This is a genomic window from Rhodocytophaga rosea, assembly GCF_010119975.1.
Lineage (GTDB): Bacteria > Bacteroidota > Bacteroidia > Cytophagales > 172606-1 > Rhodocytophaga > Rhodocytophaga rosea.
This window is the reverse complement of record NZ_CP048222.1, coordinates 2,142,820-2,163,717: the sequence shown is the minus strand read 5'-3', so window position 1 is coordinate 2,163,717 and position 20,898 is coordinate 2,142,820. Positions and strand designations below refer to the sequence as shown.

At 42.8% G+C, this 20,898-nt stretch carries 17 protein-coding genes and 1 pseudogene; 11 read left to right on the top strand and 7 right to left on the bottom strand.

The window, feature by feature from the left end; genetic code table 11:
• The first annotated feature begins 285 nt into the window (after positions 1 to 285).
• From dnaE to GXP67_RS09025, 8 genes are all read left to right on the top strand, one after another.
• Positions 286 to 3,810 carry a DNA polymerase III subunit alpha gene (gene dnaE, locus GXP67_RS09060; protein WP_162442846.1) on the top strand — a complete coding sequence of 1,175 codons (3,525 nt, stop codon included), beginning with the start codon at positions 286 to 288 and terminating at the stop codon, positions 3,808 to 3,810.
• Between the two features lie 27 nt (positions 3,811 to 3,837).
• On the top strand, positions 3,838 to 4,185 hold the full coding sequence (locus tag GXP67_RS09055; RefSeq protein ID WP_162442845.1) for a hypothetical protein: 348 nt from the start codon (positions 3,838 to 3,840) through the stop codon (positions 4,183 to 4,185).
• 83 nt (positions 4,186 to 4,268) lie between these two features.
• Positions 4,269 to 4,469 (top strand): hypothetical protein, encoded by a 201-nt coding sequence (locus GXP67_RS09050; protein ID WP_162442844.1) that lies wholly within the window; start codon positions 4,269 to 4,271, stop codon positions 4,467 to 4,469.
• A 103-nt stretch (positions 4,470 to 4,572) separates the two neighbouring features.
• The gene (locus tag GXP67_RS09045; protein ID WP_162442843.1) at positions 4,573 to 5,415 is read left to right on the top strand and encodes a DUF3667 domain-containing protein; all 843 of its coding nucleotides are present in this window, start codon (positions 4,573 to 4,575) and stop codon (positions 5,413 to 5,415) included.
• A gap of 164 nt (positions 5,416 to 5,579) precedes the next feature.
• Positions 5,580 to 5,915, top strand: a complete 336-nt coding sequence (gene trxA / locus GXP67_RS09040) for a thioredoxin (RefSeq protein WP_162442842.1) — start codon at positions 5,580 to 5,582, stop codon at positions 5,913 to 5,915.
• Between the two features lie 188 nt (positions 5,916 to 6,103).
• The gene (locus GXP67_RS09035) at positions 6,104 to 7,507 is read left to right on the top strand and encodes a BamA/TamA family outer membrane protein (RefSeq protein WP_162442841.1); all 1,404 of its coding nucleotides are present in this window, start codon (positions 6,104 to 6,106) and stop codon (positions 7,505 to 7,507) included.
• A gap of 119 nt (positions 7,508 to 7,626) precedes the next feature.
• Entirely contained in the window at positions 7,627 to 8,658 is a 1,032-nt protein-coding gene (locus GXP67_RS09030; protein ID WP_232065060.1) for a FecCD family ABC transporter permease, read from the top strand.
• Between the two features lie 433 nt (positions 8,659 to 9,091).
• Complete coding sequence (locus GXP67_RS09025) at positions 9,092 to 10,720, top strand: PAS domain S-box protein (protein ID WP_162442840.1); 1,629 nt, start codon at positions 9,092 to 9,094, stop codon at positions 10,718 to 10,720.
• 80 nt (positions 10,721 to 10,800) lie between these two features.
• On the opposite strand, the gene pdxR is transcribed toward GXP67_RS09025, so the two are convergent.
• Entirely contained in the window at positions 10,801 to 12,300 is a 1,500-nt protein-coding gene (pdxR, locus tag GXP67_RS09020; RefSeq protein ID WP_162442839.1) for a MocR-like pyridoxine biosynthesis transcription factor PdxR, read from the bottom strand.
• A 251-nt stretch (positions 12,301 to 12,551) separates the two neighbouring features.
• Here pdxR and GXP67_RS09015 point away from each other — a divergent pair, with 251 nt between their 5' ends.
• The 3 genes from GXP67_RS09015 (at position 12,552) to GXP67_RS09005 (ending at position 14,794) form a co-directional block, all read left to right on the top strand.
• Positions 12,552 to 13,031 carry a rhodanese-like domain-containing protein gene (locus GXP67_RS09015; RefSeq protein ID WP_162442838.1) on the top strand — a complete coding sequence of 160 codons (480 nt, stop codon included), beginning with the start codon at positions 12,552 to 12,554 and terminating at the stop codon, positions 13,029 to 13,031.
• Positions 13,032 to 13,116: 85 nt separating this feature from the next.
• A complete protein-coding gene (locus GXP67_RS09010) occupies positions 13,117 to 13,977 on the top strand; it encodes an ATP-grasp domain-containing protein (protein ID WP_162442837.1) in 861 nt (286 codons plus the stop codon).
• Between the two features lie 169 nt (positions 13,978 to 14,146).
• Positions 14,147 to 14,794 (top strand): LuxR C-terminal-related transcriptional regulator, encoded by a 648-nt coding sequence (locus GXP67_RS09005; RefSeq protein WP_162442836.1) that lies wholly within the window; start codon positions 14,147 to 14,149, stop codon positions 14,792 to 14,794.
• A 138-nt stretch (positions 14,795 to 14,932) separates the two neighbouring features.
• Here the strand turns inward: GXP67_RS09005 and GXP67_RS37780 are convergent, their stop codons facing one another.
• From GXP67_RS37780 to GXP67_RS08975, 6 genes and pseudogenes are all read right to left on the bottom strand, one after another.
• Positions 14,933 to 15,163, bottom strand: coding sequence for a DUF4139 domain-containing protein (locus GXP67_RS37780; RefSeq protein ID WP_162442835.1), 231 nt, complete (start codon positions 15,161 to 15,163; stop codon positions 14,933 to 14,935).
• The gene (locus GXP67_RS08995) at positions 15,130 to 16,566 is read right to left on the bottom strand and encodes a mucoidy inhibitor MuiA family protein (protein WP_162442834.1); all 1,437 of its coding nucleotides are present in this window, start codon (positions 16,564 to 16,566) and stop codon (positions 15,130 to 15,132) included. The genes GXP67_RS37780 and GXP67_RS08995 overlap by 34 nt, the downstream gene beginning before the upstream one ends.
• A gap of 187 nt (positions 16,567 to 16,753) precedes the next feature.
• Positions 16,754 to 17,659: a sugar phosphate isomerase/epimerase family protein gene (locus tag GXP67_RS08990; protein WP_162442833.1), complete on the bottom strand. Its 906-nt coding sequence runs from the start codon at positions 17,657 to 17,659 to the stop codon at positions 16,754 to 16,756.
• A gap of 115 nt (positions 17,660 to 17,774) precedes the next feature.
• A pseudogene (locus GXP67_RS08985) lies at positions 17,775 to 18,274 on the bottom strand (hypothetical protein).
• Between the two features lie 11 nt (positions 18,275 to 18,285).
• Positions 18,286 to 19,443, bottom strand: a complete 1,158-nt coding sequence (locus GXP67_RS08980) for a zinc-dependent alcohol dehydrogenase (protein ID WP_162442832.1) — start codon at positions 19,441 to 19,443, stop codon at positions 18,286 to 18,288.
• A gap of 272 nt (positions 19,444 to 19,715) precedes the next feature.
• Positions 19,716 to 20,891 (bottom strand): serine hydrolase domain-containing protein, encoded by a 1,176-nt coding sequence (locus GXP67_RS08975; RefSeq protein ID WP_232065057.1) that lies wholly within the window; start codon positions 20,889 to 20,891, stop codon positions 19,716 to 19,718.
• Positions 20,892 to 20,898 lie beyond the last annotated feature (7 nt).

Below are 20,898 nucleotides of genomic sequence, written 5' to 3'. Positions count from 1 at the left end.
TAATTTCCAACCTGCACAAAGCCCTGTTCGTTAGTTGACTACTTTGTTAAAAATTGTGTAAATCACTTATTTTATCTAAAACAAAGTTTTTATCTGGTGTCAAGACAATCTGAATTGTAACTTATTCTTCTCAAAAAATTTCTCCCTGCTAAACAGCCAGTTAGCAAATCGTTCAAAATCCTTCTTTCCTGCTACTCTCAAAATCAATAACTTTACCTATCTATTCCTCGCTGCCAGCGAACCAATTTTAGTAATTCGTCATTACTCATTCGTAATCAATAACCTATGCCTACATTCAGCCACCTGCATTGCCATACCCAGTTTTCTTTGCTCGACGGAGCCGCCAATATTTCGGATTTGATGAAAAAAGCCCAGAAAGATGGGATGCCAGCGGTTGCCCTTACCGATCATGGAAATATGTTTGGTGCCTTTAAATTTGTAGCCGAAGCCAATAAATACAATGTAAAACCGATTGTAGGCTGCGAATTTTACCTGGTGGAAGACCGGCATAAAAAAAACTTCAACAAAGATTCCAAAGATAACCGCCATCATCAGTTACTGCTGGCCAAAGACCAGAACGGCTATAAAAACCTCGCTAAACTGTGTTCGCTGGGTTATATCGAAGGGATGTACAGCAAATGGCCCAGGATTGACAAGGAAATTCTGTTAAAATATAAGGAAGGCTTGATAGCTACTACCTGCTGTATTGGGGCAGAGGTGCCGCAGGCGATTTTGAACCAGGGAGAAGAAGAAGCAGAAAAATTATTTCAATGGTGGCTGGATCTGTTTGGAGAAGATTATTATGTAGAGTTGCAGCGCCACAAAATGGAGCAGCAGGAGAAAGTAAATGCAGTCCTGCTCAAGTTTGCCAAGAAATACAATGTAAAAGTAATTGCTTCTAATGATTCGCATTATGTGAACCAGGACGATTACAATGCCCATGATATTCTGCTGTGTGTAAATACTGGCGAGTTGCAGAGCAAGCCGGTCTGGAAGGGAGATGGATTTGGTGGCCGGGATTACCGCTTTGGTTTCCCAAATGACCAGTTCTATTTCAAAACTACCGATGAAATGGCTAAGCTGTTTCATGACCTGCCTCAGGCACTGGATAATACCAATGAAATTGTAGACAAGATTACCCCGCCCAAACTCAAGCGGGATATTCTGCTGCCTAATTTTCCATTGCCTCCTCAATTTGCTACGGCCGACGATTACCTGTATCACTTAACATTTGAAGGAGCGAAAAAACGCTACAATGGCTTGCCGCTTACCCATGAAGATACGTCTGGTTTAACCTTGCCCAGTGAGGTGGTAGAACGGCTGGAACATGAACTGCGGATCATTAAAACAATGGGATTTGCCGGCTACTTCCTGATTGTGCAGGATTTTATCGCAGCCGGACGAAGATTAGGCGTAGCTGTAGGTCCGGGAAGGGGTTCAGCCGCTGGTTCAGCCGCTGCCTATTGTATCGGTATCACCAATATTGATCCGATTAAATACAGCCTGCTTTTCGAGCGTTTCCTCAATCCGGAACGGGTATCCATGCCTGATATTGATATTGACTTTGACGACCAGGGCCGGCAGCAGGTAATTGATTATGTGGTAGATAAATATGGCAAAAACCAGGTAGCCCAGATTGTTACTTTCGGTACGATGGCGGCCAAATCATCTATCAAAGACGTAGCCAGGGTACTCGATCTGCCTTTGCCGCAATCCAATAAACTGGCCAACCTGGTTCCTACGGTGGTAGGAATGACTTTGCCCAAAGCATTTTCGGAAGTGCCCGAATTACAGGAATTAAGGCGAATGAAGGATATAAACGGGCAGGTACTCGAACTGGCTGAAAAACTGGAAGGCTCAGTGCGGAATACAGGTATCCATGCAGCCGGAGTGATTATCGCACCCGACGACCTTACCGATTATATTCCCGTATTTACCTCCAAAGATTCCGAACTGTTTGTAACCCAGTTCGACGGCAAGCACATTGAAGATGCCGGTATGCTGAAGATGGACTTTCTGGGTCTCAAAACCCTCACTATCATCAAAGATGCCCTGTCTATGATTAAAAAGAACCATGGGGTAGACATTGACATTGATGCCATTCCGATGGATGATCCTAAGACTTTTGAGTTATATCAGAAAGGTGATACTGTTGGTACATTCCAGTTCGAGTCCGAGGGGATGCGCATGTACCTGAAAGACCTCAAACCTACCAACATTGAAGACCTGATTGCCATGAACGCCTTGTACCGCCCAGGTCCGATGCAGTTCATTCCTAACTTTATCAACCGGAAACATGGCAAAGAAGAGGTAATTTATCCGCACGCCTTACTTGAGCCCATTCTGAATTATACCTATGGCATTATGGTGTACCAGGAACAGATCATGCAAACGGCCCAGATTCTGGCTGGTTATACCCTGGGTGGTGCCGATTTGCTCCGGAGAGCGATGGGTAAGAAGGACAAGGAGAAAATGGCCAAGGAACGGGTAAAATTTGTAAAAGGCGCAAAAGAGATACATGGTATTCCCGAAAAGAAAGCCGAAGAAGTATTTGACGTGATGGAAAAATTTGCGGAATACGGATTTAACCGTTCACACTCAGCAGCTTATTCGGTAGTAGCCTATCAAACGGCGTATCTGAAAGCCAATTATCCTTCTGAATACATGGCTTCGGTACTCACGCACTGGATGGGTAATATCGAAAAGATCACTTTCTTTATGGATGAATGCCGCCGGCAGAATATTCCGGTATTAGGCCCGGATATCAATGAAAGTTCCCGCTTCTTCGACGTAAACAAGCAAGGCAAAATCCGATTCGGACTAGGTGCCATTAAAGGAACTGGTGATGCGGCAGTTGATAATATTATTGAAGAACGGCAAAAGAGCGGCTTTTTTAAAGACATTTACGAAGTAGCCAGACGAGTGAACCTGCGGGCGGTTAACAAGCGTACGTTTGAAAGTTTAGCCTATTCCGGTGCCTTTGATAGCTTTGAGAATATTCACCGGGCGCAGTATTTTTATGATGCTGATGGTGCCAACCTGATCGAAAAACTCATCAAATATGGCAACAGTTATTTGCAGGCCAAAGGTGCTTCGCAGGTTTCTCTGTTTGCTACCGCAGGCAACGTAGATGTGCCGGTGCCCAGAGTTCCGGTATGTGAGCCCTGGAGTGAGATTGAAAAATTGAAGTACGAGAAAGATGTAGTAGGCTTCTATATTTCCGGCCATCCGCTGGATCAATTCCGGCTGGAGATTGAAAACTTCTGTTCGGATACCATCGATAACCTGGAGAATTACAAAAACAAGGAAGTCTGTATTGCAGGCATTGTGACCAAAAGCATTGTGCGACAAGGGAAAAACGGAAATCCCTTTGCCTTGTTCACCATTGAAGATTATAATGCTTCTCTGGATATGGCTCTCTTCGGTGAAGATTACATGAGTATGTCTAAATACATCACCGAAGGACAGTTTATCTACATCAAAGGCAAGTACGAACTTCGCTATAACTCCACCGATCAATGGGAATTGCGGCCTAAGCAAATTCAACTGCTGGGCGAAATGCGCAAAAAACTTTGCAAAGGGCTGCATGTTAACCTGGATCTGGCCAGGGTAAATACCAAAGTAGTAGAAGAACTGGCTAAAATTGCCCAGTCGCAGCCAGGGGATTGTTTCCTGAAGATTGTACTGCATGATGTGGAAGACAAAATCCAGGTAGAAACCACTTCCCGCAAGTTTCGCATACAACCCAGCAATGAGCTCATCGGTCAACTCGCCGCCTTAGATGGACTTTCGTACAAGTTGATTTGGTGAGGAAAAAATAGGTGCTATAATATAAATATGAAGACACCTGGCAATTGGGAAAGTTTTGTAGAGGATTTTTTTACACAGAGCAACTTCAAAGAAGTTACGAAACAAGAGTTGAAAAATGGATTTTATCTTACGGTAACGGCTAATAGTATTTACCTTGAATTTGAACTTGATAAAACAAAAGAAAAGATTGTTAAGCTTGAGTTTGGTAGTTATCAAGTAACAATAAACCAAGAGAGACCATTTAATTGTAATTATATAAAGGGTGTGTTAGATAAAAGCAGGCCCTATCAGGTTACCTTTCTTCAAACTTCTTATTTTGGAGAATATGGTGAACAGTATGAGTTAATTTTAATGAACCTAACCAGAAATTATTAACCGCTTTTCTAAAAATACCCTGTTATTATGGATGGACCGAAGAACATTACTGCTATAAAGGTGAAGATTATAAGGCTAAAGTTATGCTCGGTTTAGAAAATGAAGTGAATCTACAGTTTGAAGTTTTACTCATGAGCTTTGCTGAGCAGGATATTCCCTTATTTGGTGAAGATATTATCAGAAAGATTATGAAATCTGTGTATGATCTGGATTTTAATAGAAGAAATAGAACTGTAAGAATTGAAAATAGAGTAGGGTTATTAAACAGAATTAGTACAACATAATAATAATGCTATCTATAAGTTTTGCTATTGGTTCATGTCTATAATCTCACTGCTCTAAAGTTAAATATATTACTTCTTTAGTTTAAAAATCTTTGAAAGCCACATGCACGTAAGCCACACCTGCAAAAGCTGCGGAAATATATTTGCAGGCAAGTACTGTAACTCTTGTGGCGAAAAGCGCATAGAACCTGCTGATCTGAGCATCTGGCATTATGTGTCGAGCATTTTTCAGGCACTTACCTCTACCGATCATAAATTATGGCGAACACTAAAGGTGATCCTGATGTCTCCGGGTACGTTGAGCCGTTATTATATGGAAGGCAGAAGAATACAATACCTGACACCAGTTTCCATATTCTTCCTCGCTAACCTGATCTATTTTCTCATCCCTTATTTTGAAACTTTCAATTCAAGTCTTCATACCCAGACTCATTTATTGCCCCATAGCAAAATAGCATTGGAAATGGTAAATGAATATCTGGAAAAGCACCAGCTGAATGAACAGGAATTCCGGAAGATGTATGAAGCAAAATCTACGGAAACAGCCAAACTGCTCCTGATTGCCCTGGTCATGCTCACCAGTTTACCCATTGGCTTAATCAATTTCCGCAAGCAGCCCTATATTTCTGGCCACATTACATTCGCCTTCGAAACGGTTACTTTTAATTTGCTTGTGAATACCATTGCTTTGAGTACACTGGCAGCCATTGTGGTGTATATAGCAGAAGCCGTACAAGCAAATCCGGGATTTTTCCTCAACGATCGCCTTTTCTCTTTTATCTCTGCCGGTACAAATTTTTATTTTCTCTATACCGGAGAACGGAATTTCTATGCCTGTACCAGGGCAGGTAGTATATGGCGGGCTACGGCGATGATTATGGGCATATATAGTATGCTAACTCTGTACCGGATTCTGCTGTTTTTTATTACTTTTTTCCTCCTGTAACTTTCTTTTTTTGTCCTATAGAGTTGGATGAAAAGTTCCGGAACTATTTTCTCGCAAAATATCTTTACTATTTGAAAGGCCATCAGCTTTGAGTGTTCGCCCATACTTATGCTCCCTACTGACGGCTCGAAGCAAAACATTAAAATTTAAAACACAAAACAATCATGGGAAAAGCAATCGAAATTACAGATGCCAATTTTGAACAAATTATAGCCAGCGATAAGCCGGTACTTGTAGACTTCTGGGCAGAATGGTGCGGGCCTTGTAAGATGATAGGCCCTATCGTAGAAGAATTAGCCGGCGATTTTGAAGGCAAAGCAGTGGTAGGCAAGCTGGATGTTCAGGAAAATGCACAAATTCCAATGAAATTCGGTGTCAGAAATATACCTACGCTTCTTGTTTTTAAAAATGGCCAGCTGGTCGATAAACAAGTAGGTGTTGTTCCTAAAAATGTACTGGCACAAAAACTGAATAATGCCATTGCCAAAGAAGTGGTATAAACATTTTCCGTATTGATTTTTATAAAAAACCTGCCTCCAACGCAGGTTTTTTGTTTTATAGCATATCTATGCTGTTCTCCCTTCTTAAATAGAATATGGAATTTCCGGAAATTGTGTAACTTGTACATCCTATTTCATATAAACAGGCATCGAAATTGTCTGATACTATATAATTTATAGAATTTAGAATGTTAGCGTTAGTGTTATCCGTGCTGCTGAATATGTTGCCCGGCTCTGCAATTATCACCAATGATACAACGGCTGCGCCTTACGTAATCGTAAACCATATTATTATTGAAGGCAACCTGAAAACCAAAGAACAGATGATTCTGCGGGAGCTGGATATTACCGCAGGCGATACCCTCAAATCCTTGCAGAAAGAAGCAGCTTTACTACGGAACAGGAATAAAATATTCAATACACACCTGTTTGTAACTGTTGATCTCAGCGTACAGACGATTGATAAAACCAGTGCCTATCTGCTGATCCGGGTTACCGAACGCTGGTATATTTTCCCGATGATCATTTTTGAGCTCGCCGACCGTAATTTTAACGAATGGTGGTTTGAGCGGGGCAGAAGTCTGAGCCGTACCCAGTATGGCCTTCGGATTGCACATAAAAATTTCAGGGGGCGGGGCGAGCAACTCCGGGCTACTGCCCAGTTTGGGTTTACCAAACGATTCGACCTGGCCTACAGCATACCCTATTTAGACCTCGCCCAGAAACATGGAATGGGTTTCGATATTTCCTACGCCCAGAATAAATCTGTTGCATTCGAAACCAGCGGGCACAAGCTTCAATATACTGATTCAGAGTCGGTGTTACGGACCAGATTTAGTACTGGCGTACGGTTTACCAGGCGGAACAGGTATTATTCTTTCCATACCATCGAAGCAAAATATAATTACAATACCATCGCCGATACCCTTGCGCTGCTAAATCCTAACTACTTTCTGGAAGGCCGCACCAGGCAGCAATATTTCCGCCTCGGATATAACCTTTCCATCGACCGCAGAGACATTGCGGCGTATCCTTTGAAAGGGCACTTATTCAATGTAAATATTTCCCGGGCCGGTTTTACAAAAAAAGAAGATGTACACCTGACTGCCTTGTATACTGATATTTCTGTGTACAGGCCTATTGCTAAGAAGTTCTATTGGACAGCCAGTTTACGGGGAAAAACCTCTTCTCCAGGCAAACAACCCTATTTTAACTACCGGGGCTTTGGCTATGGGCAGGATTATGTGCGGGGATATGAGTATTATGTAGTCGATGGGCAGCATTATGGCCTGGCAAAGCTCACCCTGAAGCGTGAATTACTCAATGTACAAAAGCATATTCCGCACCTGATGCCTCTCCGGCAATTTCAAACCATACCTATCGCGATTTATTTAAAAGTATATGGCGATGCAGGATATGTAGTAGATAATACGTATAATATTGAAAATAACAGATTATCCAATACCATGTTGTATGGAGGTGGCGTAGGTCTGGATATTGTTACGTTTTACAATACCGTCTTCCGGATAGATGCCTCCATAAATAAACAGCTGGAAAAAGGTTTCTTCTTCCATTTTGTGAAGGACATTTAGATTCAGTTTCGTGTAGATTTATATTTTTCTGCCCTCCATTTTTGTTCTATCCTCAGCCTGCTTAATTTGCCTGCCAGATACTATCACTTCCAGGTATTACATAAATTAATTTTATATTGGTGCATTCCTGGCTGCAAAAAGAACCTGTGAGAATATACCTGCTTGTCATTGTATTGCTCGTTTTAACCGTAGGCATTGGACTTACAGGCTTGTTTGTGGGAAGTTTTGAAACCAGCTGGGCTACCATATACCAGTTGCTTACACAGTATGATCCTGCCGACACTTCGCAGTATGTGATTCTTCAATTGCGCTTACCCAGGTTAATACTGGCTTTTCTGGCTGGTGGTGCCCTGGCTAGTGTAGGATATCTGATTCAGGCGCTGGTAAACAATCCGCTGGCTGATCCTTACATTCTGGGTACAGCTTCCGGAGCGGCTTTGGGAGCCAATATTGTATTTTTTGGATTGCTTCCCATCCAGGTAGCCGGTATTTATCTGCCTCCGGTATTTGCGTTTCTGGGGGCATTATTGGTAACCTTTATGGCTATCAGCATTGCCTACAAAAAAGGCCAGATTATCTCTACGCAGCTTTTGTTGGGGGGAGTAGCACTTTCGTCCTTACTTACCGCCATTACCAGCCTAATCACCTTTCTGTCTGATTCGGAAGATAAACTCCGCAGCATCATTTTCTGGACAATGGGTAGCTTTGAGCGGGCACAATGGTCGGATATACCCTTGCTGCTGGTTATAGTGATTTTGTTTACCCTGTTTTTTTCGTTTTTGCACAAACAGATTAATATTCTGCTGCTGGGCGAAAACCGGGCTTCTCAATTAGGCGTGAATACCAGTTTGCTGAAATGGATCATTCTGGGGAGTACATCCCTGCTTACCGGAATTGCAGTAGCTACTTGTGGTACGATCGGCTTTGTGGGCCTGATTATTCCGCACCTGGTAAGGGGCTTGTTTGGAGCTACCGGAAGATACAATACGCTGTTTTCTGTATGGGTGGGGGGATTATTCATGCAATCCTGCGACCTGCTCTCCAGACTGGTGTATCCGCCTGCCGGTCTGCCTATTGGCATTGTTACTTCATTTGTGGGTGTTCCTTTTTTTCTCTACCTGTTGCTGGGTAAAAACTACCGTTTCGAATAATCTGCCTGTTCTTTTATCAACCCTCCACACCTTAAATAATTACCCTGGTTATTAATCGGTTGAGAAAAAGTATAAAGCTAATTTTTATGCAAAAAGCAGTTGTAATTGGTCTGATTATGTAAAAATAAATATGATAAAGGGTAACATTCCAAAAATAAATTGTTTAAATTCAATTCTTGCACGGGATAATAGTATGAATCAATAATGCTACTATTATATTAATAGGCTGGTACACTAAAACGGGACATTTTTTATGCTAATCATTCCTGCTGAATCCATCGGAAGCATTCCCGGGCCGTTGATCCTCATTGAAGAAAATCGGGCATTCCAGACTGGTCTAAACATTTGGAAGAAATATCACTGGAAACTGCCAGAATTCCGGAGAAATACATATTCAGAAATTAATCAATGAGACATATAAGATCAGCTTTATATGGAAAAGAAAGAAAAAGAGGGCCAGGAAAAATTACCCCGCACAGCATCCTTAAAAACGGCTGATTCTATGTTAACGATTAATAACCGGGAGGAAAATAAGCTGCTCGAAACCCAGCATAAACTTCAGCAGGCACTCGACGAAACACGCCTGGCCGAAGCAGAATTTAGTTCCGCTTTTGAATATGCGCCTATTGGAATGATGCTGATCAATATCGATGGAGAGATTTTCAGGGTAAACAAAAGTTTGTGCCAACTACTTGGCTACTCTGATAAAGATTTGCTGCAATTCACGATACGTGATATTATCTATCCGGAAGATCTGGAGTCAAGTATGGCTTGTTTTGAGCATTTGATAGCTGATAAAATTAAATCTTTTCAGGAGGAGAAACGCTATCTGACTAAAAAAGGGAATATGGTTTGGGCATATCTGAGCATTTCCCTCATTAAACATAAGGATGGCTCTCCCAGGCATTTTGTGGTACAACTTATGGACATTACCGAAAAAAAGAAAGCCGCCGATGCCCTGAAAGAGTCAGAACAGAAAGCGCTGCAACTCGCCAGGCACTACAAATTTATTCTGGACAGTCAGTCGGTGTATATTATAAAAATTGATAATTCCGGAAGGTATTCCTATGTAAACGATTACTATCTACGCGAATTTGGATTTACGGGTGATCTGGTAGGTAGAAATGCTTTGGAAAATATACTGCCGGAAGACTTGCCTGCCTGTATTGCTGCTGGTGAGAAATGCCTCGAGCAGCCAGAAATACCTCATCAGGTTATCTTCAGAAAAAGAAGGCAAGATGGGCAGATACTGGGTGGAAAGTGGGAGCTGAAAGGCATCTTGGATCAGGAAGGAAAGGTAGGTGAAATACTTTGCGTAGGTTTTGATATTACCGAACAGCTGGAAAACCTGGAGAAAACACGGCATCTGCTGGAAGTGAGCAGCGAGCAGAACGTAAGACTTCAGAGCTTTGCCTACATCATTTCGCACAATATACGGTCGCATGCGGCTAATTTCAGTGGCTTACTTTCTTTGCTGAATGAATCAGAAGATGAAAATGAAAAGATGGTGTATACAAAAATGCTGAAATCAAGCGCAGATCAATTAGAGCAAACCATCCGTAATTTAAATGAGATCATTGCCGTACAGGAAAATGTATCCAAACCCAGAGAACGCAGGTATTTGAAAAATGAGATAGAAAAAACCCTGCAGATATTGAATGGCGCTATTATGAAATATACGATTGATGTACAGGTTTTGGTAAGTGAAGATGTAGAGGTTTATGTAATACCTGCCTATTTAGATAGCATTTTACTTAACCTGATCAGCAATGCCATTAAATACCGGGCTACTCACAGACCGACATATATACACATTCAGGCAGAGTCAAAGGGTAAGTACACCATACTGTCGGTAAGCGATAACGGACTAGGCCTGGATTTAAAAAGGCATGGCAGCCAGTTATTTGGCATGTATAAAAAATTCCATCACAATGAAGATGCCCGGGGATTTGGCCTATATATCACAAAAAGCCAGATAGAAGCAATGGGGGGCAAAATAGAAGTGGAGAGTGAAGTAGGCATAGGTTCCACTTTTAAAGTATACCTGAATGAAAAAAATTGAAAATAGCATCCCATTGAATACTCATTTTTTAACAAATATAGGTTTCCCTCATACAAAATAACCGGCTTTCTGGTAAAGACTCAATACTGAAGCGAACGTAGTGCTTTTTCCAGGGTAGAAATACCTTCTGTCAGCGTATCATTGTCAAAGGAAGTATAGCCCAGTAACAATCCTGGTTTAGTTTTGTGGTAAATGGCATAATCAGAAATGAGATGAGTGATTAGGCCATATTCGACCGTTCTGGCTACTACCGCCTTTTCATCTATCCCTTCTGGAAGCCAGCCTACTACATGCATGCCGGCTGCGGCAGGTTCTACTTCCAGTAAACCTGCCAGTCTGGTTTGTGCAGCTCTTAATACAACCTCTTGCCGTTGCTGGTATAACACCCGCATTCTTCTCAGGTGTCTGGCAAAATGCCCTTCTGCAATAAATTCAGCCAGAATAGCTTGTTCAGTTACCGGATTTTGCCGGTCGGCCATGGCTTTGGCAGAGGTAAAGGCATCCATTAATTGAGCGGAAGGTATTACTAAATAGGCCAGGCGAAGTGCCGGAAATAATACTTTACTGAATGTGCCTACATAAATCACCCGTCTGGCCTGATCAAGTCCCTGGAGAGAAGCCAGCGGCCTGCCGACAAAGCGGAGCTCGCTATCATAATCGTCTTCCAGAATCCACATATGTTCTTTACGGGCATATTCCAGCAATCGCAGGCGCTGGGGCAGGGGCATGGTGCCACCTAAAGGATATTGATGCGAAGGGGTTAGATAAACTAGTTTTGCCTGCGGATGATGCGCTATGGCATAATCCAGTTGCAAGCCCTCTTTTCCTACTGGTATAGGACAAATTACTGAACCAGCCTCCTGCAAAGCCGCTCTGGCTCCATGATAACCTGGGTCTTCCATCCAGACTTTTGAGCCAGGCTGTAATAATAGTTTAGCCACCAGTTGTAAACCCTGTTGCGAACCATTTACAATTAGAATATTATCAGCCTGACAATTTACTGCTCTGGCAGCTCTCAGGTAGCCTGCAATGGCTTCCCGCAAAGGCCTATACCCGGCGGCATCCCCATATCCTAAAGGAAGAGAAGACAGGTTCCGGTATACTTTTGCTGCTATTTTAGACCAGATCTGGAAAGGAAAGGCATCGAATGCCGGAATGGCCGTTTGAAAGGGAATAATGCGCTCATAAAATTTATTCCGGTCCAGCAGATGCTGGCTCAGGCCATACCTTGGATGAATAGGCTGAATACCAGTGTTTTCTATTGCCTGTTTTTGTATGGAGGCTTTTTTGCTATACAGGAGTTTTTCGGGAATGGGCGTTGCCACAAATGTACCCGCTCCGGTTTTGGCAGTTAAATACCCTTCAATAGTAAGTTGTTCAAAAGCCAGGGTAACAGTATTCCGTGAAATAGCTAATTCATCGGCCAAGGCACGGCTGGCTGGTAATTTTTGTCCGGGACTCAATCGGCCGGTTAGTATGGCTTCCCTAATGTTTTCATACAGTTGTACGTGCAGTGAGGAATCTGCCTGCTTGTCAACTTTTAAGCCTGCCAGGGATAGATCAGATGCAATTTTTGCCATTGTTTTCTGGAAGTTAGAAGATGGATACTGGAAGATAAAAGGTTGGGATTTGATTGGCTGAATTTTGGATGCCGAATAAGGAATGAAGAGCAACCAAGTACTTTGTTCGTCTGTTTAGGCTTATTGCTATCTGTTTTCTAACTCTATTCTCAAATTTTCAATAACAAATTGGTATGGTAAAAATAGTACAAAATGGATCTTTTATACCATCCAATCTATGAATAATTTTGGGTAATCAATTATTAAACTTTATGGAAACACAAACTCAAAATAAACCAACTCAGGTTGACAGCCAGAAACCGGTTTCCAGGGTATTGCGCTATTTACCAGGGGAAACAGCAGCGACCCTCTCTCATTTCTACACCAAATTATCGTTTGAAACCGATGCCTACGATGTATATGCCGACATGCAGGATGGCATAACAGATTTTGTTGTGATTGATGCCCGTTCGGCTGAAAGTTATGCTCTGGAGCATATTCCCGGTGCTATTAATTTGCCCCATCGCCAGATGAATGATCTTACCACTGCTTCGCTTCCAAAAGATAAAGTAATGGTGGTGTACTGTGATGGCATCGGCTGCAATGCGTCTACCAAAGGTGCTTTTAAGCTGGCTTCGCTTGGCTTCCGCACCAAAGAATTGCTGGGCGGTATAGACTGGTGGAAACGGGATGGCTATCCGGTAGAAGGTGGACTGCAATCTGCAAATGGTATTATGTGTGGATGTGAGTAAATAACAAGTCTTACCAATTTATAGAAGGCGTATTTGCTCATACCTGGCTTCATACTTTAAACTTACTACTTAATACTGGTACTATATGCGAGAAATAGCTTTTGTTACGTATTCAAATTCCCCAAAACTAACAGCCGATGATGCCAGGGTTGCCAGTCTATTGTCGCAGCGGAATATACAGGTAGAGGCAGTTTGCTGGGATACACCTCACATAGACTGGGCACAGTTTGAAGGGATTGTGTTACGGTCCTGCTGGAATTATCACCTGTACGAAAGTGCCTTTAAATCATGGATTAAGCAGATGGAAAAACAAAACAGGCGTTTGTTTAATTCTTCACAGATAATTGCCTGGAATATGGACAAAACCTATCTGCAAGTGCTTTCATCAGCTGGCATTCCTATTCCAGCTACGCATTGGCTGAAAAGAGGAGAGGTAGTACACCTGCAAAATCTGTTAGCTGAAAAAAACTGGCAACAAGCGGTAGTAAAACCAACAGTATCAGCTTCGGCTTATCAAACCTGGCTCACTTCCAGCGAAACAGCTTTACAGGATCAGTCCAGGCTGGATGTGATGCTCAACACTGGTGGCGTAATGGTTCAGGCATTCATTGAAGAAGTGCAAACCAAAGGCGAATGGTCACTTATATTTTTCAATAAAGGGTTCAGCCATGCCGTACTGAAGCGTACCAGAACGAATGATTTCAGGGTACAACAGGAATATGGCGGTACCACTTCCGCTTGTACTCCTCCAGAGTTCATACGAAAACAGGCGCAACACATCATTGATACGATCGGCCAGCCGCTTTTGTATGCACGTGTCGATGGCATTGAAGTCAATGGAGTTTTTCTTCTGATGGAACTTGAACTGGTAGAGCCTGCTTTGTTTCTGGGAGATACGACAGCAAATGTGATGGCTTTTGCAGAAGCGATCGCCAGCATTGTTTGAAACTACTAAAAATGCGGCTAGGCACTGTTTTATATGGAAATTTTCCAGCCTGTACCGCCCATACCTTTATTTTCAGCCTCCACATAAATATCATGGCAGTCCAGATAATATCAGTATAGAATTACCGGATAGCCTTTCATATTTACCCGATTTATTGTTCACAAAAGCTATGTTAAAAAGAGAATATATTAAAGTAACCCTGGTTGAATGCGAGCAAACCGCCAGGGAAGGATTTGCTGCCATGATTAACAGTACCTTTGGCTACCATGTGATCAGTACGTACGCTACCTGCACAGAATTAATGCTTAAGGTTTCTCATGAAATGCCCCATGTGATATTGATCGGAACCGACTGTTTGAATGTGGAAGATGTTGAAACAGCGTGCATCAAAAATATAAGCAAGATTAAAAACCTATCGCCCAGGTCGAAAATTATTGTATTTACGCATACCGAAAACACGGATGTAGTGTTTGAAGTGCTAAAAGCCGGGGCAGATGGATATTTGACCAAAGGTATTCCCCCGGTGAAATTACTGGAAGCTATCCAGGAAGTATATGAAGGAGGTGCACCTTTGAGTCCGGCAATTGCCAGAAGTGTAGTCGCTTCTTTCCATAAAAATACGTCTTCCGGTTTAACTTCCCGTGAGGTTCAGGTACTGGCCTTGCTGGCCAAAGGGAAAACGTATCATTCCATTGCAGATCACTTATTCATCGACAAAGAAACCGTACGGACACACATTAAAAATATTTACTACAAGCTGGAAGTTCATTCTAAATCAGAAGCCATAGAAAAAGCGCTGTACGAAAAAATAATCTGATCAGTAACCTGCTTCAACTTATACTCAATCGTTGTTAGTTGTTCGTTGCTGGTTGTGAGTATACTATTGCGTATTTGCTTGTATATACAAGCAAATACGCAATACCAAACTTAAATTAGGCTTACAAATTGAACCAGTCTACTGGATACCGGTAATCTGTTTGTCTTTGGGATATTTAACCATGTACCTGATGTCGATGGTCTGGCTTTGGGCAGGTGCCAGCGTTAATTCCCAGCTGAGCATTCCGGTTTCCTTAGTAAAAGCGGCATTTTTGGCCTCCTGTAATTCTACTTCAATCTGGCTGTCCGTGGAAACAGGAATCTGGTCTTGCAAGGTTAAACGGATAGATTCTTTTTTGGTATTGCGCACAGTAATGCGGTAAGTAAGTGTTTCCCGGACGAACCTATAGTTTTCTTGCTGCTGAACTCATTTATCTTTTCACGCTTGATCAGTAGCTTTTTATCACGGCCCAGGGAAAGGCGCAAAGTATCGCCAGTCTGACGGGCATCCAGGAAGGATTCTCCTACAAAGGTTCCGCCGAAATAAATATTGGCATTGCCGGAGATCAGGTTATACTTTTCCCACCCGCTCACCAGGGCAGTCAGGAAGGCATCTCCATCCAGTTTGGGAACAGCCAGGTACGAATAACTTGCTGGTAATTCATGGGCCTGTATATCTACCAGTTGCGGACTACCCCCGGAAATAATGGTATAGGGCAAGGCAATATCAAATTCAACGGATAAGCCTGTTTCTTGCACCTGTGTATAATCTGCTACAGTCTCCGATTCTTCTACTGCCACTCCAGGTACTCTTCCCTGCAGATCGTCCGCAATAGATGGCGCTGCACCTGCTTTATACTTTTTTCTTGCATTTGATGCACCATACATTATCTCCGGTTGATAAAGGCTTGCAAACATGGGATTGAGTGTGGGCTGTGTGCCGCCTTGTGAAGGGTTGGCGGTAGATAATGTGATACGGGTGTTGTTCCAGTCTACGCCGGTACGTTGAAATACATTGGCTTTGTAACTTAATTGTACCTGGTTTTTTCCCTCACTCGCCCTTATATCATAAACCGGCACCCATCCGGCATTCGGAACGATATAGTCCAGTTCAAGTTCGGCCGGGGTATTGTTGTTTTTAGCGGATACCGAAACAATAATTTCGCTGCTGGGCTGGTTCCGTTTGTTGGTAAGCTCATTTAACTGATTTTGCATCCGGGCAACCTGTGTTTGTGCCTCCCGGAGATTACGCTCATTTTCTATTAGTTTTTCGTTGATCTCGGTGAGCCTGGTTCTGAAAAAATCAGCCATTTGTTTGAGCTTTTCAACTGATACACCAGTTTGTGTGCCGCCAATGGCCTGATTGCTCATCAGCATCTGTTGTTCTTTAGTTAACACATCTTTGGTATAGGTATATCTTTCCAGCCGGGACGTATACAAGGTGAGGGAATCTTCCAGTTGAATAAGCCTGACTGATTTCTTCTGTGGCCGGGTATAGTTCACCTGGTGTTTTACGCCCAGAATAATAATATTGCCTTTGGCTGTTACATTAATACTTTGCTTATCAATCTGGGCCGGCAATCCTTCAATCTGCAATTGCGTAACTCCTTCTGGCAGACTAGCTGTAGCAGAACTGGTAATCTGGGCTTTGTCACGAAAAACAGTAACGTGTTTGAGTTGCGCTGAAATCGGTTGGTTATTCTGGGCCAGTAGAGAGAGTGAACTGGCCGTCCAAAGGGAAAAATACAGAATTACCTGGTAAGCATTTTTCATAAGATGAGCATTTATTATCTCGGATAGGCAAACCCTGTGCCATGGAAAAAGCTAAGATAGGGAATTAGTTTAAAGCCAGAAGCGAAGCTGTGTATGGACGGAATTACAGAAAGTAAGAAAATGAATGTTTATCAGTAAAATCAGTTGTTAAGGCAGTTTTGATTTTTCCTTCTCCTGCTTTGCGAGCTTACTTTCCGGATGCATACCTTTTCTTATATGCTTGCCAGGTACGCACTGATTTTTTGAGATGGGTGGTTTTCTCTTCTTTAATGTTATAACATTGCAGGCCAACCGGGCCGGTAAATTCCATATCCCAGAAAGTTTTCAGGTATTGATAAGTATCATAATTTCCATCTCCCAGCGGTTGAATGAGGCTATCCCAGAGCTTGCTGCGGTCGGCAGCGGCAGGCGGATAATCGGCTCCGTTCACACTTACCGCAAATAAATAAGGTCTGGCTTTTTCTGCCCAAGACTGGAAATTATGTATCGGACTTTCTCCGGCATAATACTGTGTAGCCAGAAAATGCGGCAAATTAAAAGATATTCCAAAATTAGGACGATTTACTTTTCCGGCCACCCGGATGGCATCTGCTACCGTTTCCAGCCAGAACCAGGTATGCGGATATAAGGCTACTTTAAGGTTATATTGTTTTGCCAGATCAGCAATTTCCTGCAAAATGGGTACAGCAACTACATCCTGTTCAGCAGAGGAAGGTTTGTATTTCTTACTGGTAATATAGAGCCAGGGCATTGCTTCTGTTCCCTGTACTTTCCGGAATACCTCTTCCAGGCGACGATCGTAAGGTTGTTGCTCATTATCCAGATTTACTTCTACATACATCATATAGAGCTTCAGATTATTTTCTTTGACAGCCTGGTAAAAGGCATCAAAATCAGCCAGACCGTTTTTCTCTACACCCTCAAAACCCATTTGTGCCGCCAGTTGTACTTGTGCTGTGGGCGTTTTGTAGGCAGCTGTATCACTGATTCCATTGTTGAATACAAAAAAAGGATTGCTTACTTTGTTTTCCTGGCCAAAGCAGGTTACACTGTATATCAGGAAAATAAGGCATAAGTGGAGGAGGTTCTTCATACAATAGGCTAGTTCTTGCTATCGGGAATTAATTCAGACAGCAATTAAACAGAAATAGCCTACAGAACAAGTGTCTATAGGCTATTTCTTTAAGAGAAATCCTGCTTAAGAGTATTTAATCCTCGCGGGAATCTTTGTTTTTTCGGGAAAGCAAAACTACCACTGCCGTAGTAACCAGTACACTAACTACTACTTTGGTGACTAACCCTTTCCGGTTGTGCTGCCATTCGGCTTTCCAGCCTTTTTCGGCAAATATATTGGGAACATGGCCCCGGCTGAGGTCATCTACAATCCCTTCTACTACATTCACCCGGTCGGCTAGCAACAGCGGCAGCCAGTGTCCATAACTGGATTCGCTGTAGCGGAAAGCAAAGCGGCGGATCATTCCACTCAGGCCGGAAGGGGTGTGGAAGTGCCAAATACAGCGCTTATGTTCGGACGTTCATTGGAATGAAGTACTTCTACACTTGCAGGTTGCTGAGTGGGTCTGTCCCAGCTATAACCTTTCTGTTCTTCGTCGGTGCGGTGTTTGATGGGATAGGTAGGATCGTTTTTAGGATCTATGTCTACGCCCCAGCCTTTAATATGAGAATATTGATGTGCTGCGTTTTGCATGTCTGTAAAGTTTAAGATCTGGCTGATGGTGGAATAAGAACTGGTTTGATACAATTATCCAGCTTGTCTGAAAATATTCGGTAAGCATCAGATACTTCTTCCAAAGGCACCCGGTGGGTAATTAAGGCTTTGGGATTAAGAATACCATTCTGAACATGGGAAATCAGTCTGGGCAACAAGCGTTTAACTGATGCTTGATTTGCCCGTATGGTAAGTCCTTTGTTTACGACATTTCCTATTGGAACCAGGTTATCCGTTGGTCCATACACACCTACGATGGATACAATACCGCCTTTTTTTACAGAATTAATCGCCCAGTGCACAGCAGTAGCAGAACCAGCCTGTAATAGCATTTTCCGGCCGGTAATGGTCTGCATGGCGTTTCCGGCTGCTTCGGCACCTACAGCATCAATACACACATCGGCTCCCATCCAGTCGGTGGTTTTCTTTATAAACACCACTGGGTCATTCATGTCTTCTTTGAAGTTATAAGCCTCACAGTTGGCATAGTTTTTTACAAATTCCAGGCGATAATCTATATGGTCGAGTACAATAACCCGTCCGGCTCCAAACAACCAGGAACACCTGGCGGCCATAATTCCAACTGGTCCGGCTCCGAAAACCACTACCGTATCGCCAGGTTGAATACCGCCCATTTCTGCTGCCTGGTAACCAGTTGGCACTACATCAGTTAACAATACAGCATCGTCCAGGTCCATACCTGGAGGAATCACAGTTGGTCCCACATCGGCGTAGGGTACCCGTACATATTCTGCCTGGCCACCATCGTAGCCTCCTGCAGTGTGGGAATAACCAAAAATACCTCCTACAGCTGTAGCCTGCGGATTAGACTCATGGCAATTTCCATACAAACCTTGTTTACAAAAAGCGCATTTTCCGCAGGAAATGTTAAAAGGTACGATTACATGATCGCCTACTTTCAATTTCTGTACATCTGAACCTATTTCTTCTACAATGCCGATAAATTCATGCCCGAAGGTCATGCCGACACGAGTATCGGGTACATTCCCATTGTACAAATGCAAATCAGACCCGCAGATACACGAACGGGTAACCTTAACAATCGCATCCTGAGGGTGTAGTATTTCAGGGATGGGTTTGTGGTCAATCCGGACCCGCTGCGGCCCCCGGTAATTCATAGCTAGCATAAAAATCCTTTCTGTTTAGGTATTACTTTCAAATTTGTCCTGTATCCTTTAACATCTTCCAGTGGATAACAATATGTGCAAATCTTTTACACAGTGCAGGTGGCATTACAGGAACTGCTTACACTTCCTGCACATACGTACAGACAGCTATTTTGATTGCATTTTCTGTAAACATTTTGAGGAAATAGAATAAGCTGCTTATGAAAAAAGAATTCTCCTGTTCTACGAAAGGGATATAAATTGACAATACGCCTTAATTGTAGGCAAACAATCTACTTCAGTAAAGCCGTAAAAATTGTATCGAGTGTTGTTCCTACATGTTGATGTAAAGGGCTGTTTGTAACGGTTCCCAGATTGATAGCGATATACATATACAAGTTTTTCTCCGGAAAATAATACAACTGGCAACCTGCTCCGATTCCGCCGCCGGAATGCCCATAAGCCGTGTATCCATTCACTTTGGCATGAGCTAATCCTAGTCCATAGGCCGGTTCCCCTTTGCTGTTGAGTACCCAGGTTTGCATTTTTTCCATCGTAGCTGCTGATAATAGTTTTCCTTCCATTAAACCTCTGAGAAATTTCACTGCATCTCCCGGAGATACCACAATACCATCGTCGCCCACCATAGAGGCCACATTGGTGAGTTGCATCTGTGAAATGTTCTCTACAATTCCGTTGCTATACCGGTCCCAGTAGGAATTGGTAATATGCGGATAGTTGGGATATCCGCTTTGATTTCTGTAAAATGTTTGGGTAAGCCCTAATGGAGTAATAATGGTTTCAGTGATAAACTTCGCATGGTCGCCAGTAATCGCATCAGCCATGAGAGACAGAATGACATAATTGGTGTTTCGATAGGAATATTTACTGCCAGGCGTAAAATCTAAATCTTTGCCTTCGATATATTTCAGGTAATCCTCGGCAGAGAAATAATGCGTGGGATGTTGCAGGAAATACGTTACATAGGCAGGTGTGAAGTTGTATTCCGGAATGCCAGACGTATGGTTGAGTAGCATTTGTACGGTTATTTTATCTGCACTGGTAATATAGCGGCTGTATCTGGCCGGTAGATGTTTGGTAATGGGATCACCCAGACTGATTTTGCCTTGTTCTACTAATTTCAGCACAGCTACTGCCATATAGGTTTTCGACACACTCTGTGTGTATTGCAGATGGCAAGGCTGCATTAGCGTATTATCTTCGATTTTTGCCAATCCTGCTGCGGAAGCCCACCAGCCATCGGGTGAATAAACCGCCAAGGATACGCCAGGAATCCCATTGCTGACTAATTCCTGTAATGCTTGTTGCATTTCATTGGCTCCCGGAAAATTGGGATTGATGGTTTCAGAAGACTCCTCACAAGTTTTTACCGGCAGATCTTTTAAGTAAGGCGCACAACTGCCGAGGATTAAGCATAAATGGAAAGACAATGTAAAAAAGCGTTTCATGGATAAA